Here is a 14183-nt window from a genome sequence, read left to right on the forward strand (position 1 = left end):
GAGAGCCTTACTTCGCCTCCGCCTTCTGCAGTTCCGCGAGTTCCTCGTCGGACTCGCGACCCGGCGTCGGGAGGTTGAACCTGATGATCGCGAAGCGGAAGACGGCGTAGTAGACCACCCCGAAGCACAGGCCCACCAGGACCAGGCCCCACGGATTGGTCGCGATGCCGAGGTTCAGGCCGAAGTCGATCGCGCCGGCAGAGAAACCGAAGCCGTCCTTCATGCCGAGCGACCAGGTCAGCGCCATGGAGACGCCGGTGAGGACCGCGTGGATGGCGTACAGGACCGGCGCGATGAACATGAACGTGAACTCGATCGGCTCGGTCACGCCCGTGAAGAACGAGGTCAGCGCGATCGAGAACATCATGCCGCCGACGACCTTGCGGCGCTCGGGGCGGGCGCAGTGCACGATCGCCAGGCACGCGGCCGGGAGGCCGAACATCATGATCGGGAAGAAGCCGGTCATGAACTGGCCGGCGGTCGGGTCACCGGCCAGGAAGCGTCCGATGTCACCGCTCTTGCCGTGGTAGTCGCCCGCCTGGAACCACGGGAACGAGTTCAGCAGGTGGTGCATGCCGATCGGGATCAGGGCGCGGTTGGCGACACCGAAGATGCCGGCGCCGATGGCGCCCGAACCGACCAGCCACTCACCGAAGTTGTGCAGACCCGTGCCGAGGACCGGCCAGATGTAGCCGAACACGATGCCGATGAGCAGGCCCGCGAAGGCCGACAGGATCGGCACCAGGCGGCGGCCGCCGAAGAAGCCCGCCCAGTCCGGCAGCTTGGTGCGATAGAAGCGCTGGTAGAGCAGCGCGACCACGAGGCCCATCACCACACCGCCGAGGACCTTGGCGTCGACCGGCGCGTCGACCATGACGACCTTGCCGTCGACGGCCGTGGCCACCTTCGGCAGGTTCTTGTCCGTGAACGTGGCCAGCACGTTCTTGAAGACCAGATAGCCGACGACCGCGGCGAGCGCCGTCGAGCCGTCCGACTTCTTGGCGAAACCGATCGCGATGCCCACGGCGAACAGCAGCGCCATGTTGTCGAGGATCGCGTTGCCGCCCGCCGCCATGAACCCCGCTATCTTCGTGAGGAAGGTCGGGAAGGACGGGCGTCCGAGCATGTCGGTGTTGCCCAGGCGCACCAGAAGGGCGGCGGCGGGCAGGACGGCCACCGGCAGCATCAGGCTGCGGCCGATGCGCTGCAGTACCGCCATCACACCGGCGCCCTTCTTCTTCTCGGCCGCGGGAGCGGCGCTGGCCGTGGTCATGACTTCCTCCTGGGGGTCCCCCCGGACGAGGGCCGGGGGAGGGCGGGGCGCCGCCCGGGGAAAAGGGAGAGGGACGGCAGCATCTGGTCTAAACCACTCAGTGGTGTAGACCTGTTGTACACGATGAGGGCGTTATAAGGAACCCGTCAATTCCGCAACCGGAGGACTCCCTCCTCGCCGCCGCTCCTGGGTTGGCTACCACCCGCCAGGTGGTGTAGACCAGTTACGGACGATTGGGTAGCTGTGACGTCATCTTCGGTACGTACGGCGCAATCGCTCGCGAAACTGGGCCCACCGTGCGTGAGGAGACCGACATGGCCACCAAGGCAGAGAAGATCGTCGCCGGACTCGGCGGCATCGACAACATCGAAGAGATCGAAGGCTGCATCACCCGCCTCCGCACCGAGGTCATCGACCCCGGCAAGGTCGACGACGCCGCCCTCAAGGCCGCCGGCGCCCACGGCGTCGTCAAGATGGGCACCGCCATCCAGGTCGTCATCGGCACCGACGCCGACCCCATCGCCGCGGAGATCGAAGACATGATGTGAGGCCGGAGACCGTCCCGGCCCAAGGGCCCCTCCCGTCACGGGAGGGGCCCCTTCCGCATCCCCGTCTCCCGCTAGGCTCAACGCCATGTCTCGAATCGACGGCCGCACCCCCGAACAACTCCGCCCGATCACCATCGAACGCGGCTGGAGCAAGCACGCCGAGGGCTCCGTCCTCGTCTCCTTCGGCGACACGAAGGTCTTCTGCACCGCCACCGTCAGCGAAGGCGTCCCCCGCTGGCGCAAGGGCAGCGGCGAAGGCTGGGTCACCGCCGAGTACTCCATGCTGCCCCGCGCCACCAACACCCGCGGCGACCGCGAATCCGTCCGCGGCAAGATCGGCGGCCGTACGCACGAGATCAGCCGTCTCATCGGCCGCTCCCTGCGCGCGGTCATCGACTACAAGGCACTCGGCGAGAACACCATCGTCCTCGACTGCGACGTCCTCCAGGCCGACGGCGGCACCCGCACCGCGGCCATCACCGGTGCCTACGTCGCTCTGGCCGACGCCGTCGCCTGGGCCCAGGGCAAGAAGCTGGTCAAGGCCGGCCGCCGGCCGCTGACGGGAACCGTGAGCGCGGTCTCCGTCGGCATCGTCGGCGGAGTCCCCCTCCTCGACCTCTGCTACGAGGAGGACGTGCGCGCCGACACCGACATGAACGTCGTCTGCACAGGCGACGGCCGCTTCGTCGAGGTCCAGGGCACCGCCGAGGCCGAGCCCTTCGCCCGCGACGAGCTCAACTCCCTCCTCGACCTCGCCGTGTCGGGCTGCTCGGAACTCGCTGTCCTGCAGAGCAAGGCGCTTGATACGGTCCTCGAAAGGTAAAGGGACCGCCAAGAACGGTGGCCGGCGCGCGCAACCCGACCGGCCGCCCCGGCGTCTTCGGGAGTACGGGCGCCCGCTGTGCACAACGGGCGCCCGGCCAGTCGACGGGGGCCTCCTGAGGCCTGCCACAGGGAGGGAACAGATCCATGGCCGCGAGCCGACGCCGCCGTAGTCGCCATATCACCATCGCCGCCGCGGTGGCCGCCGTAGGACTCACGGTCGGCCTCACCACCGGCTGCGACGCCGTCAGCAAGGCACTGGACTGCGTCCAGACCGCCGAGGCGGTCGCCGACAGCGTCACCGACCTCCAGCAGGCCGTGGAGAACGCGTCGAACGACCCGACCCAGATCGACGAGGCCCTCACCTCCATCGACCAGAACCTCGACGAGATCGGCGACAAGACCGACAACACCGACGTCAACAAGGCGGTCGACAACCTCGGCGAGGCTGTCACCAACGTCCGTACGGCGGTCAAGAACGGCGACGAGACGCCGGACCTGAGCCCCATCACCGACGCGGCCGGCGAACTGACGAAGGTCTGCACGCCGTAAGAACCAGGGCGCCGGGCCCGGAATACTGGTGGGTATGACGCGCCTGATCCTCGCCACCCGCAACGCCGGCAAAATCACCGAACTCCACGCGATCCTCGCCGACGCAGGTCTGCCCTTCGACCTCGTCGGCGCGGACGCGTACCCCGAGATCCCCGACGTCAGGGAAACCGGCATCACCTTCGCGGAGAACGCACTCCTGAAGGCCCACGCCCTCGCCCGGGCCACGGGCTTGCCGGCGATCGCCGACGACTCCGGCCTGTGCGTGGACGTCCTGAACGGCGCCCCGGGAATCTTCTCGGCCCGCTGGTCGGGCACCCACGGAGACGACGGCGCGAACCTGAAACTGCTCCTGTCCCAACTGTCGGACATCGCCGACGAACACCGCGGCGCGCACTTCGCCTGCGCGGCGGCGTTGGCGCTGCCGGACGGCACGGAGAGGGTGGTCGAGGGCCAGCTGCGGGGCGTCCTCCGCCACACCCCCGTGGGCACGAACGGCTTCGGCTACGACCCGATCCTCCAGCCGGACGGCGAGACCCGAACCTGCGCCGAGCTCTCGGCGGAGGAGAAGAACGCGATCAGCCATCGGGGGAAGGCGTTTCGGGCGCTGGTGCCGGTGGTGGGGGAGCTGTTGGGCTAGGTGCGCACGGAAACGGCCTGCGCATCGATCATTCGATTCGCAGGCCGTTTGTGTGCGGCGGAAGGGATTCGAACCCTCAAGCCCGATCAAGGGCCACAGATCCTAAGTCTGCTGTGTCGCCATTGCACCACCGCCGCTAGCCGTCTGCCATCGTACCGGGAGCCGCTCGGCGCCTGTTGCCTCCCCTGCACCAGGTGCTGGTGATCGCGTGGCAGTTGGGGCAGAGCAACCGCAGATTCTCGACCCGGTCGTCGCTCCAGTCCCCGTTGATGTGGTCGATCTCCAGGGTCATGGGCTTGCCGAGCCACTCGGGGCCGACGCCGCAGTCCGCACACTCTTCGGGGACGCCTACTTCGCACAGAGCACGGCGTAGCAGGTAGGTCCTGGTTCGGCGCTTGCCGTCGTGTTTTACCAGGATCTCCTCCGGGTGCTTGAGGATGTCCGGGCGCGTCTTGCCTCGTTGATGGGCCTGCCCCAAGAAGTGCGTAGTTGTGAGGCCCTCCTCGGCGATCCACTGACGTAACAGCGCGCGCTGCCTGCCGTTGTCCGGGCGGTCTAGGCGGCGCAGCGTCTCCGCGATGGATTTAGATCTGGTGATTGCGGCGCGCAAGTCGTCGGGGGTGGGGCGGCGCTGCCTGCCGTAGGGGCTGAAGTGTGAGATGTCGATGCCGAAGTGCGCGAACCGTCGGATGAGGTAGCGGCGGAGTGTGGTGTACGGCTGGGTACCGAAGAAGGCGATGACCTCTTCGATGTCGGAGCACCGTGCTGCGGCTTCGGCCAGCCGCTCCCGGGTGTACTGCAGGCCGCTGCTCATGAAGCGCGTACCTTGCCGCGCCCGCGGTAATTGTCCGTTGTCGAGTGGCAGTTGGGGCACAGAAGCCGCAGGTTCTCGACGCGATTGTCCCGCCAGTTGCCGTTGATGTGGTCTACCTCGAGGGGCAGCGGATACCCCCGCCAGACTGCTTCGACATGACACAGGGCGCACCGCTGGGGTACGCCCACGCTCGTCATCGCCCGCCTGAGGCGATCGCTATGGATGCGCCGGGCGTTGTCTGCGGGCTGCTCGATGAGCAGTTCGCCCGGCGTTCGGCGACGCAACGCGTCCCCCCGCTGGATTGGCACCTGGAAGTGCGAGGTGTCGATGTTGTACGCCTTGATCCGGCGGCTGATGTGCGTGTGCTGCCCGCCGACGACCTCAACCCCGAGACGGCGCAGCACTTCGCACATGTTTGTCGATGCCGAAACCGCCGCCTGAAGGATCTCCTCAGTCCATCGCACCCCCTCACGATCGAAGTGCGAGACATCCACCCCCAGCTTTTTCATTCGTTCGAAGATGTACCGCCGCGTCGAACTCTGCGGATCCACCCCCAGCCTCTCCAGCGCCTCCGACAACGTACGAGCACCCCGAGCCGCCTCCTCCAGCCGATCCCTCGGATACGCACTGGTTCCCATCGTTCCCCTCCGATCTCGGCCACGCGCTCGTGGCTCGCACGGAGTAACGAACCGCTAATCGGACAGTCACGCCCGAAACGTAAAGCGGCTCGCACCGGGCATTCCGGTGCGAGCCGCTCGGCAGGGGACGTGGAGGCTCAGATACCCAGGTCCTTGATGATCTTCGCCACGTGGCCCGTCGCCCGGACGTTGTACAGGGCCTGTTCGACCTTGCCCTCCTCGTCCACCATGATCGTGGAGCGGATGACACCCATGTAGGTCTTGCCGTAGTTCTTCTTCTCGCCGTACGCCGCGTAGGCCTCGGTCACGGCCTTCTCCGGGTCGGCCAGCAGCGTGACCTTCAAGGATTCCTTCTCGCGGAACTTCGCCAGCTTCTCCGGGGAGTCCGGGGAGATGCCGATGACGTCGTACCCCGCGCCGGCCAGCACCTCCAGGTTGTCGGTGAAGTCGCAGGCCTGCTTCGTGCAGCCCGGGGTCAGGGCGGCCGGGTAGAAGTAGACGATGACCTTGCGGCCCTTGTGGGCGGACAGGGACACGTCGTTGCCGTCGGCGTCGGGCAGGGTGAAGGCGGGGGCCACGTCCCCGGGCTGGAGTCGCTCGCTCATTGGGTCAGCGTAACCGGGGGTCCTGACCGTGCGGTCGCGGTCGGAACTGACAGACTGTCCAGGACACGTAGCAGCGACCCCGGAGGCCCCACCGTGGCGGACACGTCGGACATCAGAACCCCGGCGCAGATCGAGGCGGACATCAAGCGCCGCCGCGAGTTGCTGGCCGATACGCTCGACGAGATCGGGGTGCGGGTGCACCCGAAGACGATCGTCGGCGACGCCAAGGCCAAAGTCGTCTCCAACATCGACCACACGCTCGGGCGGGCGTACGTCTCCGTCAACAAGGCCGTCACGGACGTGAAGGCCCAGTTCGTGGACGAGGAGGGCGCGCCCCGGCTGGAGCGCGTCGTGCCCGTCGCCCTCGTCGCCGTGGGACTCGTGGGGCTGCTCGCCCTGGGAACCCGGCGCCGCAAGGGCTGACCCGGCCGCGTCCACGGGCGCCGAAGACAGGTAGGTTCAGTGGCGTGAGCGCGAAGAGAAACGACACCCCGCACGACAAGCTGCCCATCCGGATGCTGCACGACCGCGTACTCGTGCGGCAGGAGAACGGTGAGGGCGAGCGGCGGTCGGGCGGCGGCATCCTCATTCCCGCCACCGCGGCCGTCGGACGCCGGCTGGCCTGGGCCGAGGTGGTCGCCGTGGGGCAGAACGTACGGACCGTGGAGCCCGGTGACCGGGTGCTGTACGACCCCGAGGACCGCGCCGAGGTCGAGGTGCGCGGGACCGGTTACGTCCTCATGCGTGAGCGGGACCTGCATGCCGTGGCGGCCGACCGGTTCGAGGGCTCCGAGGACTCGACGGGCCTGTACTTGTAGATCGACGCCAGAGGGGCCGGTGACAGCAGTCACCGGCCCCTCTCGCCGTGTCACGGGGCGGTCAGTCCCATCTGGACGTGCTCACCAGGCCCGCGCCCTCCGTCGTCGCCCCGCCGCTCGGGGTGTCTCCGGTGGTTCCCCCGGTCGTGTCACCCGTCGTGCCGCCGCCGGTCGTGGTGCCGCCGTTCGTGGTGCCCCCGGTCGTCCCGCCGGTCGTCGTGCCGCCGTCGGTCGTGCCGCCGCCGTCGGTCGTGCCCCCGGTCGTGCCGCCCGTCGTGGTGTCGCCGCCGGTCGTGGTCGTGCCGCCGTTGTCCTGGCCCTGGGTCTGGCCCTGGGTCTGGCCCGGGCTCTCCTCGCCGCCGGTGGTGTCCCCGGTGGTGCCGCCGTTGTCCTGGCCGCCCGTGGTCGGGTCGACCGGGGCCTGGCTGCTCGGGGCCTGGACCTCGGCGCCCGGCTGGAGATCGAGGTCGAAGTCGGTGACCTGCTTCCCCTTGAGGGCGGCCTTGGTGTACTGCGCCCAGATCTGGGCGGGCGGCCCGCCGCCGTTGACGCGCTCCAGGCCCATCGCGCCGTACAGCGACTTGTGGGCGGCGGTCACGGGGTCCTGGCCCATGACGGAGACGACCGTGGCGAGTTCGGGGGTGTAGCCGGCGAACCAGGCCGCGGTGTCCTCCTCGGCGGTGCCGGTCTTGCCGGCGGCGGGGCGGTCGGCGGCCTGGGCGGCGGTGGCGGTGCCGTTCTCGACGACGCTCTGCAGGATCGAGGTGGTGGTGTCGGCGGCCTGGCGGCTGACGGCCTGGCTGGTGCGCTGCTGGGGCAGCTCGACGGTGTCCGCGCCGTCCTTGGTGATCTTGTCGATCATCGTGTACGTGCCGTGCCGGCCGTGGTTGGCGAGGGTGGCGTAGGCCTCCGCCATGTCGAGGACGCTCGCGGTGTTCACGCCGAGCGCGATGGACGGGGAGGCCGTCAGGTCCGGGGTGTCGGAGGGGATGCCCAGGTCGATCGCGGTCTGCTTGACCTTGTCGGAGCCGACGTCGACGGCCATCTGTGCGTACACCGAGTTGACGGACTTGTCGGTGGCCGCGCGGACGGTGATCTCGCCGTAGGAGCCCTGGTCCTCGTTCTCGGGGGCGTAGGTGCCGCCGTTCCACCCCACGACCGGGCGTTTGTTGGTGCCGTCGTAGTAGGTGTTGGGGGTGATGGTCTGGCCGCCCTGCGTCTCGGAGTCGTTCTGGACGGCCGCGGCGAACACGATGGGCTTGAAGATGGAGCCGACCTGGAAGTCGCCTCGGGTCGCGCCGTTCGTGTACTGCTTGACGTAGTCGATGCCGCCGTACATCGCGACGACCTTGCCGGTCTTCGGGTCGACGGAGGCGCCGCCCGCGCGGACGTAGTTGTCGACCTTGTTGTTCTTCTTGTCGAGCTTCTTCATCACCTGGTCGTTGACGGCCTTCACGAAGGCGTTCTGCTTGCTCTTGTCCAGGGTGGTGGTGATGCGGTAGCCGCCGGCCTCCAGCTGCTCCGCGGTGACGATCTTGTTGGTGGTGAGGTAGTCCTTGATCGCCTGCACGATGTAGCCGCGCTGCCCGGACAGGCCGGTGGAGACGGTCTGCTCCTTGGGCATCGGGAACGTCAGGCCGGTGCGCTCGGACTGGGCCAGCCAGCCCTTCTTGACCATGCCGTCCAGGACGTAGTTCCAGCGGGCCTCGGCTGCCGCCTTGTTCTCGGGGTGCGCGACGACGTCGTACTCGCTCGGCGCGTTGACCAGCGCGGCGAGGTAGGCGGCGTGGGCCGGGTCGAGGTCGACGGCGTCCTTGCCGTAGTAGGCCTGGGCGGCGGACTGGATGCCGTAGGCGTTGCGGCCGAAGTAGCTGGTGTTGAGGTAGCCCTCGAGGATCTGGTCCTTGGACTGGGTGCGGTCCAGCTTGATCGAGATGAAGAACTCCCTGGCCTTGCGGGTGACGGTCTGTTCCTGGGCCAGGTAGTAGTTCTTCACGTACTGCTGGGTGATCGTCGAGCCGGACTGCTTGCCCTTGCCGGTGGCGGTGTTCCAGCCGGCGCGGAGCATGGCCTTGGGGTCGATCGCGGACTCGGTGTAGAAGTCGCGGTCCTCGGCGGCCAGTACGGCGTGCTGGGCGTCCTTGGAGATCTGCGGGAGGGAGACGTTCTCGCGGTTGACCTCGCCGTCGCGGGCGAGTTGGCTGCCGTCGGCGTAGAGGTAGACGTTGGACTGCTTGGTGGCGAGGGCGTTGGCCGGCGGGATCTTGACCATGGAGTAGCCGAGGAAGAACAGGCCGGCCAGGACGATCAGGCCGAGGACGAAGGTGCCCAGCACCATGCGCCACGTCGGGATCAGCCGTCGCCAGCCCGTACGCCGGGGGCGCTTGGCCTTCTTCTTCCCGGGCTCGTCAGCCGCTTGTGGGTCTGTCGGTGCCCAGCCCTCGGTCGGCTGCTGCGGCTGGTCGCTCATCTCGTGCACGGACTCCTGTTTCGCCTCGTACGTTCCCGTACGCCCTCGTACGCCTTCTGCGTCCCCTCTTGAAGACTCTCGCACCGTGCGTTCCGTTCCCGGATATGGCGCGCGTCTCCCCGGGGAAAATGGGTGGCCCGCCTCGTCACCTGCGCACTAGGCTCCTGCGCTTTGGTGCCGGCGGGCGGAGGAGGGCTGTGGATGTGGGTTCCTGGCGGTTGTACGCGGCCGTCGCGGTGGGGGGATTCAGACGGTACGCGACATATCGCGCGGCCACGCTCGCGGGGGTGTTCACCAACACCGTCTTCGGTGTGATCCTCGTCTACACCTATCTCGCGCTGTGGGACGAGAAGCCCCATCTCGGGGGCTACGACCAGGCACAGGCGGTCACCTACGTATGGCTGGGGCAGTGCCTGTACTCGACGCTGGCCATCCAGGGCGGCGGTGCCGAGAAGGACGTGATCGAGCGGATCCGCACGGGGGAGATCGCGGTCGATCTGTACCGGCCGGCCGACCTCCAGCTGTGGTGGCTGGCGAGCGACTTGGGCCGCTCGCTGTTCCAGCTGCTGGGACGGGGCGTGATCCCCTTCGTCTTCGGCGCGCTGTTCTTCCCGATGGCGCTGCCCACGGACGTCACCTCGTGGGCGGCCCTGTTCGTGGCGCTGCTGCTCGCGATGGTCGTCAGTTTCGGGATCCGCTATCTGGCGGCCCTGAGCGTGTTCTGGCTGATGGACGGCATGGGCATCATGCAGGGCGTGATGATCACGGGCGTCTTCTGCTCGGGCATCGTGTTCCCGCTCAACGCCTTCCCGGGGGTGCTGGGCGACATCGTGCGGGCGCTGCCGTGGGCGGCGCAGCTCCAGATGCCGGCGGACGTGCTGATGGGGGAGGCCGATCCGCTCGGGGCGTACGCCTTCCAGGCGACGTGGGCGGTGGTGCTGCTGGCGGCCGGCCGGCTGCTGCAGTCGGCGGCGACGCGGCGGGTGGTGGTGCAGGGTGGCTGAGTTGTCCCGCCTGGGTGAGGGTGTGCGGGCCTACTGGTTGATCGCGGGCATGTGGGTCCGCTCGTCCATGACCTACCGCACGTCCTTCGTCGTCACCATGTTCGGCAATCTGCTGATGACCGGCCTGGACTTCGTCGGGATTCTGCTGATGTTCTCGCAGGTGGACTCGCTGGGCGGCTGGGGCCTGCCCGAGATCGCCTTCCTCTACGGCCTCTCGGTGACCGCTTTCGGGATCGCCGACCTGGTGCTCGGCTCGATGGATGTGCTGGGCGCCCGGATCCGGGACGGCTCCTTCGACATCCTGCTGGTGCGGCCGGCACCGGTGCTCGCCCAGATCGGCGCGGACCGTTTCGCGGTGCGCCGCCTGGGCCGGATCACCCAGGGCACCGTGGTGCTGGTCTGGGCGCTGGCGTCGGTCGACGTCGACTGGAGTGCGGCGAAGGTGCTGCTGGTGCCGGTGATGGTGGTCAGCGGTGCGGCGATCTTCTGCGCGGTGTTCGTGGCGGGCGCGGCCTTCCAGATCTTCGCGCAGGACGCCTCCGAGGTGCAGAACGCGTTCACGTACGGCGGTACGACGCTGCTTCAGTATCCGCCGACGGTGTTCGGGAAGGACTTCGTGCGCGGGGTGACGTTCATGCTGCCCCTCGCCTTCGTCAACTGGGTGCCGGCCTCTTATGTGTTGGACCGGCCGTATCCGCTGGATCTGCCGCAGTGGGCGGCCTTCGCGTCGCCACTGGTGGCGGTGGCGTGCGCTGTGCCGGCCGGGCTCGCGTGGCGGGCGGGCCTCGGTTCGTATCGGAGTACGGGGAGTTAGGGATGGTCCAGGTGGTGGACGTGGCGGTGGACGCCTTCATCGAACTCGACCGCGTCGAGAAGGTCTTCGACGTGCGCAAGAAGACGGGTTTCCTGAAACGGGAGCGGCGCCAGGTGCGGGCGGTCGACTCGATCTCCTTCACCGTGGCGCGTGGCGAGATGGTCGGGTACATCGGCCCGAACGGTGCCGGAAAGTCGACGACGATCAAGATGCTGACGGGCATCCTGACGCCGAGCGGTGGTCGCCTGCGGGTGGCGGGGATCGACCCGTCCCGGGAGAGGACGAGGCTCGCGCACCGCATCGGCGTGGTCTTCGGCCAGCGCACGACCCTGTGGTGGGACCTTCCGCTGATCGACTCGTACAAGCTGATGCACCGCATGTACCGCATCCCGGACGCCCGTTACCGTGAGAACCTCGACCGCTGTGTCGAACTCCTCGAACTGGCCGACCTGTTGGACGTTCCGGTACGTCAACTCTCCCTGGGGCAGCGGATGCGGGGTGACATCGCGGCGGCCCTGCTGCACGATCCCGAGGTGCTGTACCTGGACGAGCCGACCATCGGACTCGATGTCATCTCCAAGGCCAAGGTGCGTGGATTCCTGCGGGAGTTGAACACCGAGCGCGGCACGACGGTCCTGCTGACCACGCACGACCTCCAGGACATCGAGCAGCTCTGCTCGCGTGTGATGGTCATCGACCACGGGCGCCTGATGTACGACGGTCCCCTCACCGGTCTCCACGAGGTGGGCGAGAGCGAACGCACCCTCGTGGTGGACCTGGAGCGGGAGTTGCCGCCGATCGAGGCGGCGCCCGCGCGCGTGGTGAAGGTGGAGGGGCCGCGGCAGTGGCTGGCGTTCCCGGCGTCCGAGTCGGCGGCGGCCCTGGTGGCGCGGGTCGCGGCGGAGTATCCGATGGTGGATCTGTCGGTGCGGGAGCCGGACATCGAGGCGGTGATCGCGAAGATGTACGCGGGAGAAGCGGAGAAAGCGGTGTCGTAGCCGTGGGGAGGGGTTGCTCGTAGGCTGATGCGTATGACCGACGCTGTGTCTTCCGGGGGGACACCCCCCAGGCCCCCCGGCCCGGAACTCCGGGCTGCCGACGCCGATCGTGAGCGAGTCGCCGAGGTCCTGCGGGACGCCCTCGCGGAGGGGCGGCTCGACATGGAGGAGTTCGAGGAACGGCTGGACGCGACGTACAAGGCGCGGACGTACGGCGAGCTCGCGCCGATCACCCGGGATCTTCCGGTCGGCCAGGTGGCCGCTCCCAAGGTCGACATGCTGAAGCGGCCCGAGCCGGACGGGAGTTGGGCGTCCCGGATCGTCGGCGGTGAGGGCTCGTCCGCGTGGGCCGTCGCTGTGATGTCCGGGTTCCAGCGCAAGGGGCGGTGGACCGTGCCCCGGCGGTTCAACTGCTTCGCCTTCTGGGGCGGTGGTGAGCTCGATCTGCGGGAGGCGAACTTCGCCGACGGTGAGGTCGAGATCAACTGTGTCGCGATCATGGGCGGGGTGCAGGTGATCGTGCCGCCGGGGGTCGAGGTCGTGGTGAGGGGGATCGGGATCATGGGCGGGTTCGACCACCGTGAGCAGGGTGTCCCGGGGGAGCCGGGGGCGCCTCGGGTGGTCGTGACCGGGTTCGCTTTCTGGGGCGGGGTCGGAGTCGAACGGAAGGTGACGAGGGCCGAGCGGCAGCGGCTCCGTGAGGATCGGCGGCAGCGGCGGCTGGATCGCCGGGAGGCGGTCCGGGAGCTCCGACGGGGTGAGGACTGAGCGGTCGGTGGGCGGGTGCGTTGTGGCTGGTCGCAGCTACAGCCGTGCCGCCGTCGACCCCTTCAGGTAGTCCAGATCGAAGGTGTCCGCCATCCGCTCGTACCCCTTGTCGTCGGGGTGGAGCCGGTCCCCCGAGTCGTACATCGCGCGGAGCGCACGGGGGTTGTACGGATCCCTCAGCGCCTTGTCGAAGTCGACCACCGCGTCGTAGACCCTGCCCGAACGGATCTCCGCGTTGATCGTCTGGCGGACGACCTCGCGGGACTCGGTCCAGGTGGTGCGCCTGCCGACGGGCATGAGGGTCGCGCCGACGACCTTGATGCCGCGGGCGTGGGCCTGGCGGACCAGGTCGCGCAGGCCGGTGAGGATCTTCTGGGGGTCGGCGGTGCCCGGGGTGCGGAGGAGGTCGTTGATGCCGAGGTCGATGACCACGATCTTGACGTTGGGGCGGTCGAGCACGTCCCGCCGGAAGCGGCGGATGCCCGCCTGGTTCTCCAGGGGACGGCCACGGGCGTCCGAGAGGACCCGGTTGCCGCCGATCCCCGCGTTGACGACGCTGTAGCGGGGCAGATCCTGCCCGGCCACGAGCGCGGTGCGCAGGCGCCGGTTCAGGTAGTCCGGCCAGCGGGCGTTCGCGTTGGCGGTGGAGTTCTTGCCGTCGGTCAGCGAGTCGCCGAAGGCGACCACCGTGCCGTCGGCCTCGCCGCTGAGCACGTCCAGCGCGGTGAGATACCGCCAACGGTCGACCTGCTCGGTGTACGCCGTCCCGGTCTCGTCCTCGGTGAGGTCGCCCTCGCCGGCGTACGACGTCTGCCGTGCCGTCGGGTGGTAGGTGACCGGCCCGGACAGGCTGGGGGAGTAGGTGGTGACCAGGACGTCGCTGCCCGCCGGGACGGCCAGGGCGACGGCGTCGCTGAGTACCTGTCCGCCCGCCGCGATGACGACCGTGGTGTTGCCGGCGAACGTGAGCGGCCGCATGGTTCCCGGGCGCGCGGCGGCGGTCTCCGTGCCGGCGGCGAGGGCGAGCGAGGCATGCGTGATGGTCAGCGCGGTCCGGCCGTAGAGATTGGACAGCGTGACGCGGGCACTCGTACCGCCGACGGCGGCGTGGACGACGTTGCGGACGGAGCGGCCGGTCATGCCTTCGGCCTGGGTGCCGGGCTCGGCGCCGACCGGGGAGGCGGACCAGGTGCCGACCCAGACTCCGGCGGAGGCGGGTGCGGCGGAGGGGCGTGCGGGCCGGGAGCCGGACAGTGAGGTGCGGTCCCTGGTGCCGGTGTCGGCCGCCACTCCGACGTAGATGGCGGTGGACATGGCCACGACCACGGCGATGATCGCGGCAAGCAGGGCGTAACCATGACGCCGAGTCATGTGGTGCTGTTCTCCTAGGGCGATGGGAGCCCGGGGCTCCGATCTGATCAC

General features: G+C 68.8%; 16 protein-coding genes and 1 tRNA gene. 10 read left to right on the forward strand and 7 right to left on the reverse strand.

Going from position 1 to position 14183, the window contains the following annotated elements; translation table 11 throughout:
- Positions 1-7 precede the first annotated feature (7 nt).
- Positions 8-1273 carry a PTS transporter subunit EIIC gene (locus tag OG841_RS28605; protein ID WP_328638905.1) on the reverse strand — a complete coding sequence of 422 codons (1266 nt, stop codon included), beginning with the start codon at positions 1271-1273 and terminating at the stop codon, positions 8-10.
- 314 nt (positions 1274-1587) lie between these two features.
- Here OG841_RS28605 and OG841_RS28610 point away from each other — a divergent pair, with 314 nt between their 5' ends.
- From OG841_RS28610 to rdgB, 4 genes are all read left to right on the forward strand, one after another.
- Complete coding sequence (locus tag OG841_RS28610) at positions 1588-1821, forward strand: PTS glucose/sucrose transporter subunit IIB (protein ID WP_328638904.1); 234 nt, start codon at positions 1588-1590, stop codon at positions 1819-1821.
- An 85-nt stretch (positions 1822-1906) separates the two neighbouring features.
- Entirely contained in the window at positions 1907-2644 is a 738-nt protein-coding gene (gene rph / locus OG841_RS28615) for a ribonuclease PH (RefSeq protein WP_371567059.1), read from the forward strand.
- Between the two features lie 146 nt (positions 2645-2790).
- Positions 2791-3195: a hypothetical protein gene (locus tag OG841_RS28620; RefSeq protein ID WP_328638902.1), complete on the forward strand. Its 405-nt coding sequence runs from the start codon at positions 2791-2793 to the stop codon at positions 3193-3195.
- 34 nt (positions 3196-3229) lie between these two features.
- Positions 3230-3832: an RdgB/HAM1 family non-canonical purine NTP pyrophosphatase gene (gene rdgB / locus OG841_RS28625; RefSeq protein ID WP_328638901.1), complete on the forward strand. Its 603-nt coding sequence runs from the start codon at positions 3230-3232 to the stop codon at positions 3830-3832.
- Between the two features lie 53 nt (positions 3833-3885).
- Here the strand turns inward: rdgB and OG841_RS28630 are convergent.
- The 4 genes from OG841_RS28630 to bcp form a co-directional block, all read right to left on the reverse strand.
- Positions 3886-3969, reverse strand: a tRNA-Leu gene (locus OG841_RS28630).
- Positions 3969-4646 (reverse strand): HNH endonuclease, encoded by a 678-nt coding sequence (locus OG841_RS28635; protein WP_328638900.1) that lies wholly within the window; start codon positions 4644-4646, stop codon positions 3969-3971. The genes OG841_RS28630 and OG841_RS28635 overlap by 1 nt, the downstream gene beginning before the upstream one ends.
- Positions 4643-5284, reverse strand: a complete 642-nt coding sequence (locus OG841_RS28640; RefSeq protein WP_328638899.1) for an HNH endonuclease signature motif containing protein — start codon at positions 5282-5284, stop codon at positions 4643-4645. The genes OG841_RS28635 and OG841_RS28640 overlap by 4 nt, the downstream gene beginning before the upstream one ends.
- Before the next feature lie 137 nt (positions 5285-5421).
- Positions 5422-5889, reverse strand: a complete 468-nt coding sequence (gene bcp / locus OG841_RS28645) for a thioredoxin-dependent thiol peroxidase (RefSeq protein WP_371567060.1) — start codon at positions 5887-5889, stop codon at positions 5422-5424.
- 93 nt (positions 5890-5982) lie between these two features.
- Here bcp and OG841_RS28650 point away from each other — a divergent pair, with 93 nt between their 5' ends.
- Positions 5983-6312, forward strand: coding sequence for a DUF3618 domain-containing protein (locus OG841_RS28650; protein WP_069765268.1), 330 nt, complete (start codon positions 5983-5985; stop codon positions 6310-6312).
- Between the two features lie 44 nt (positions 6313-6356).
- A complete protein-coding gene (locus OG841_RS28655) occupies positions 6357-6707 on the forward strand; it encodes a GroES family chaperonin (protein WP_123761009.1) in 351 nt (116 codons plus the stop codon).
- A 61-nt stretch (positions 6708-6768) separates the two neighbouring features.
- Here the strand turns inward: OG841_RS28655 and OG841_RS28660 are convergent, their stop codons facing one another.
- Positions 6769-9177 carry a transglycosylase domain-containing protein gene (locus tag OG841_RS28660; protein ID WP_371567061.1) on the reverse strand — a complete coding sequence of 803 codons (2409 nt, stop codon included), beginning with the start codon at positions 9175-9177 and terminating at the stop codon, positions 6769-6771.
- A 203-nt stretch (positions 9178-9380) separates the two neighbouring features.
- On the opposite strand from OG841_RS28660, the gene OG841_RS28665 reads away from it, so the two are divergent.
- Genes OG841_RS28665 through OG841_RS28680 form a run of 4 tightly spaced genes read left to right on the forward strand, consistent with a single transcriptional unit; the run spans position 9381 to position 12761 of the window.
- Positions 9381-10181 (forward strand): ABC transporter permease, encoded by an 801-nt coding sequence (locus OG841_RS28665; RefSeq protein ID WP_328643549.1) that lies wholly within the window; start codon positions 9381-9383, stop codon positions 10179-10181.
- Positions 10174-10995 (forward strand): ABC transporter permease, encoded by an 822-nt coding sequence (locus OG841_RS28670; protein ID WP_371567062.1) that lies wholly within the window; start codon positions 10174-10176, stop codon positions 10993-10995. Before OG841_RS28665 ends, OG841_RS28670 begins: the two co-directional genes overlap by 8 nt.
- 2 nt (positions 10996-10997) lie before the next feature.
- Positions 10998-11993: an ABC transporter ATP-binding protein gene (locus tag OG841_RS28675; RefSeq protein ID WP_328638895.1), complete on the forward strand. Its 996-nt coding sequence runs from the start codon at positions 10998-11000 to the stop codon at positions 11991-11993.
- A gap of 33 nt (positions 11994-12026) precedes the next feature.
- Positions 12027-12761, forward strand: coding sequence for a DUF1707 SHOCT-like domain-containing protein (locus tag OG841_RS28680; protein WP_328638894.1), 735 nt, complete (start codon positions 12027-12029; stop codon positions 12759-12761).
- Between the two features lie 36 nt (positions 12762-12797).
- On the opposite strand, the gene OG841_RS28685 is transcribed toward OG841_RS28680, so the two are convergent.
- Positions 12798-14132, reverse strand: a complete 1335-nt coding sequence (locus OG841_RS28685) for an SGNH/GDSL hydrolase family protein (protein ID WP_371567063.1) — start codon at positions 14130-14132, stop codon at positions 12798-12800.
- Between the last annotated feature and the right edge of the window lie 51 nt (positions 14133-14183).

It is taken from the genome of Streptomyces canus, from assembly GCF_041435015.1.
In the GTDB taxonomy this organism is placed as follows: domain Bacteria; phylum Actinomycetota; class Actinomycetes; order Streptomycetales; family Streptomycetaceae; genus Streptomyces; species Streptomyces canus_G.

Excerpts from the sequence above, each read along its gene's own strand:
- rph (WP_371567059.1), top strand. The coding sequence starts at position 1,907 with ATGTCTCGAATCGACGGCCGCACCCCCGAACAACTCCGCCCGATCACC.
- OG841_RS28660 (WP_371567061.1), bottom strand. The coding sequence starts at position 9,177 with ATGAGCGACCAGCCGCAGCAGCCGACCGAGGGCTGGGCACCGACAGAC.
- OG841_RS28620 (WP_328638902.1), top strand. The coding sequence starts at position 2,791 with ATGGCCGCGAGCCGACGCCGCCGTAGTCGCCATATCACCATCGCCGCC.
- OG841_RS28640 (WP_328638899.1), bottom strand. The coding sequence starts at position 5,284 with ATGGGAACCAGTGCGTATCCGAGGGATCGGCTGGAGGAGGCGGCTCGG.
- OG841_RS28685 (WP_371567063.1), bottom strand. The coding sequence starts at position 14,132 with ATGACTCGGCGTCATGGTTACGCCCTGCTTGCCGCGATCATCGCCGTG.
- OG841_RS28610 (WP_328638904.1), top strand. The coding sequence starts at position 1,588 with ATGGCCACCAAGGCAGAGAAGATCGTCGCCGGACTCGGCGGCATCGAC.
- bcp (WP_371567060.1), bottom strand. The coding sequence starts at position 5,889 with ATGAGCGAGCGACTCCAGCCCGGGGACGTGGCCCCCGCCTTCACCCTG.
- OG841_RS28675 (WP_328638895.1), top strand. The coding sequence starts at position 10,998 with ATGGTCCAGGTGGTGGACGTGGCGGTGGACGCCTTCATCGAACTCGAC.
- OG841_RS28680 (WP_328638894.1), top strand. The coding sequence starts at position 12,027 with ATGACCGACGCTGTGTCTTCCGGGGGGACACCCCCCAGGCCCCCCGGC.
- OG841_RS28605 (WP_328638905.1), bottom strand. The coding sequence starts at position 1,273 with ATGACCACGGCCAGCGCCGCTCCCGCGGCCGAGAAGAAGAAGGGCGCC.
- OG841_RS28635 (WP_328638900.1), bottom strand. The coding sequence starts at position 4,646 with ATGAGCAGCGGCCTGCAGTACACCCGGGAGCGGCTGGCCGAAGCCGCA.
- rdgB (WP_328638901.1), top strand. The coding sequence starts at position 3,230 with ATGACGCGCCTGATCCTCGCCACCCGCAACGCCGGCAAAATCACCGAA.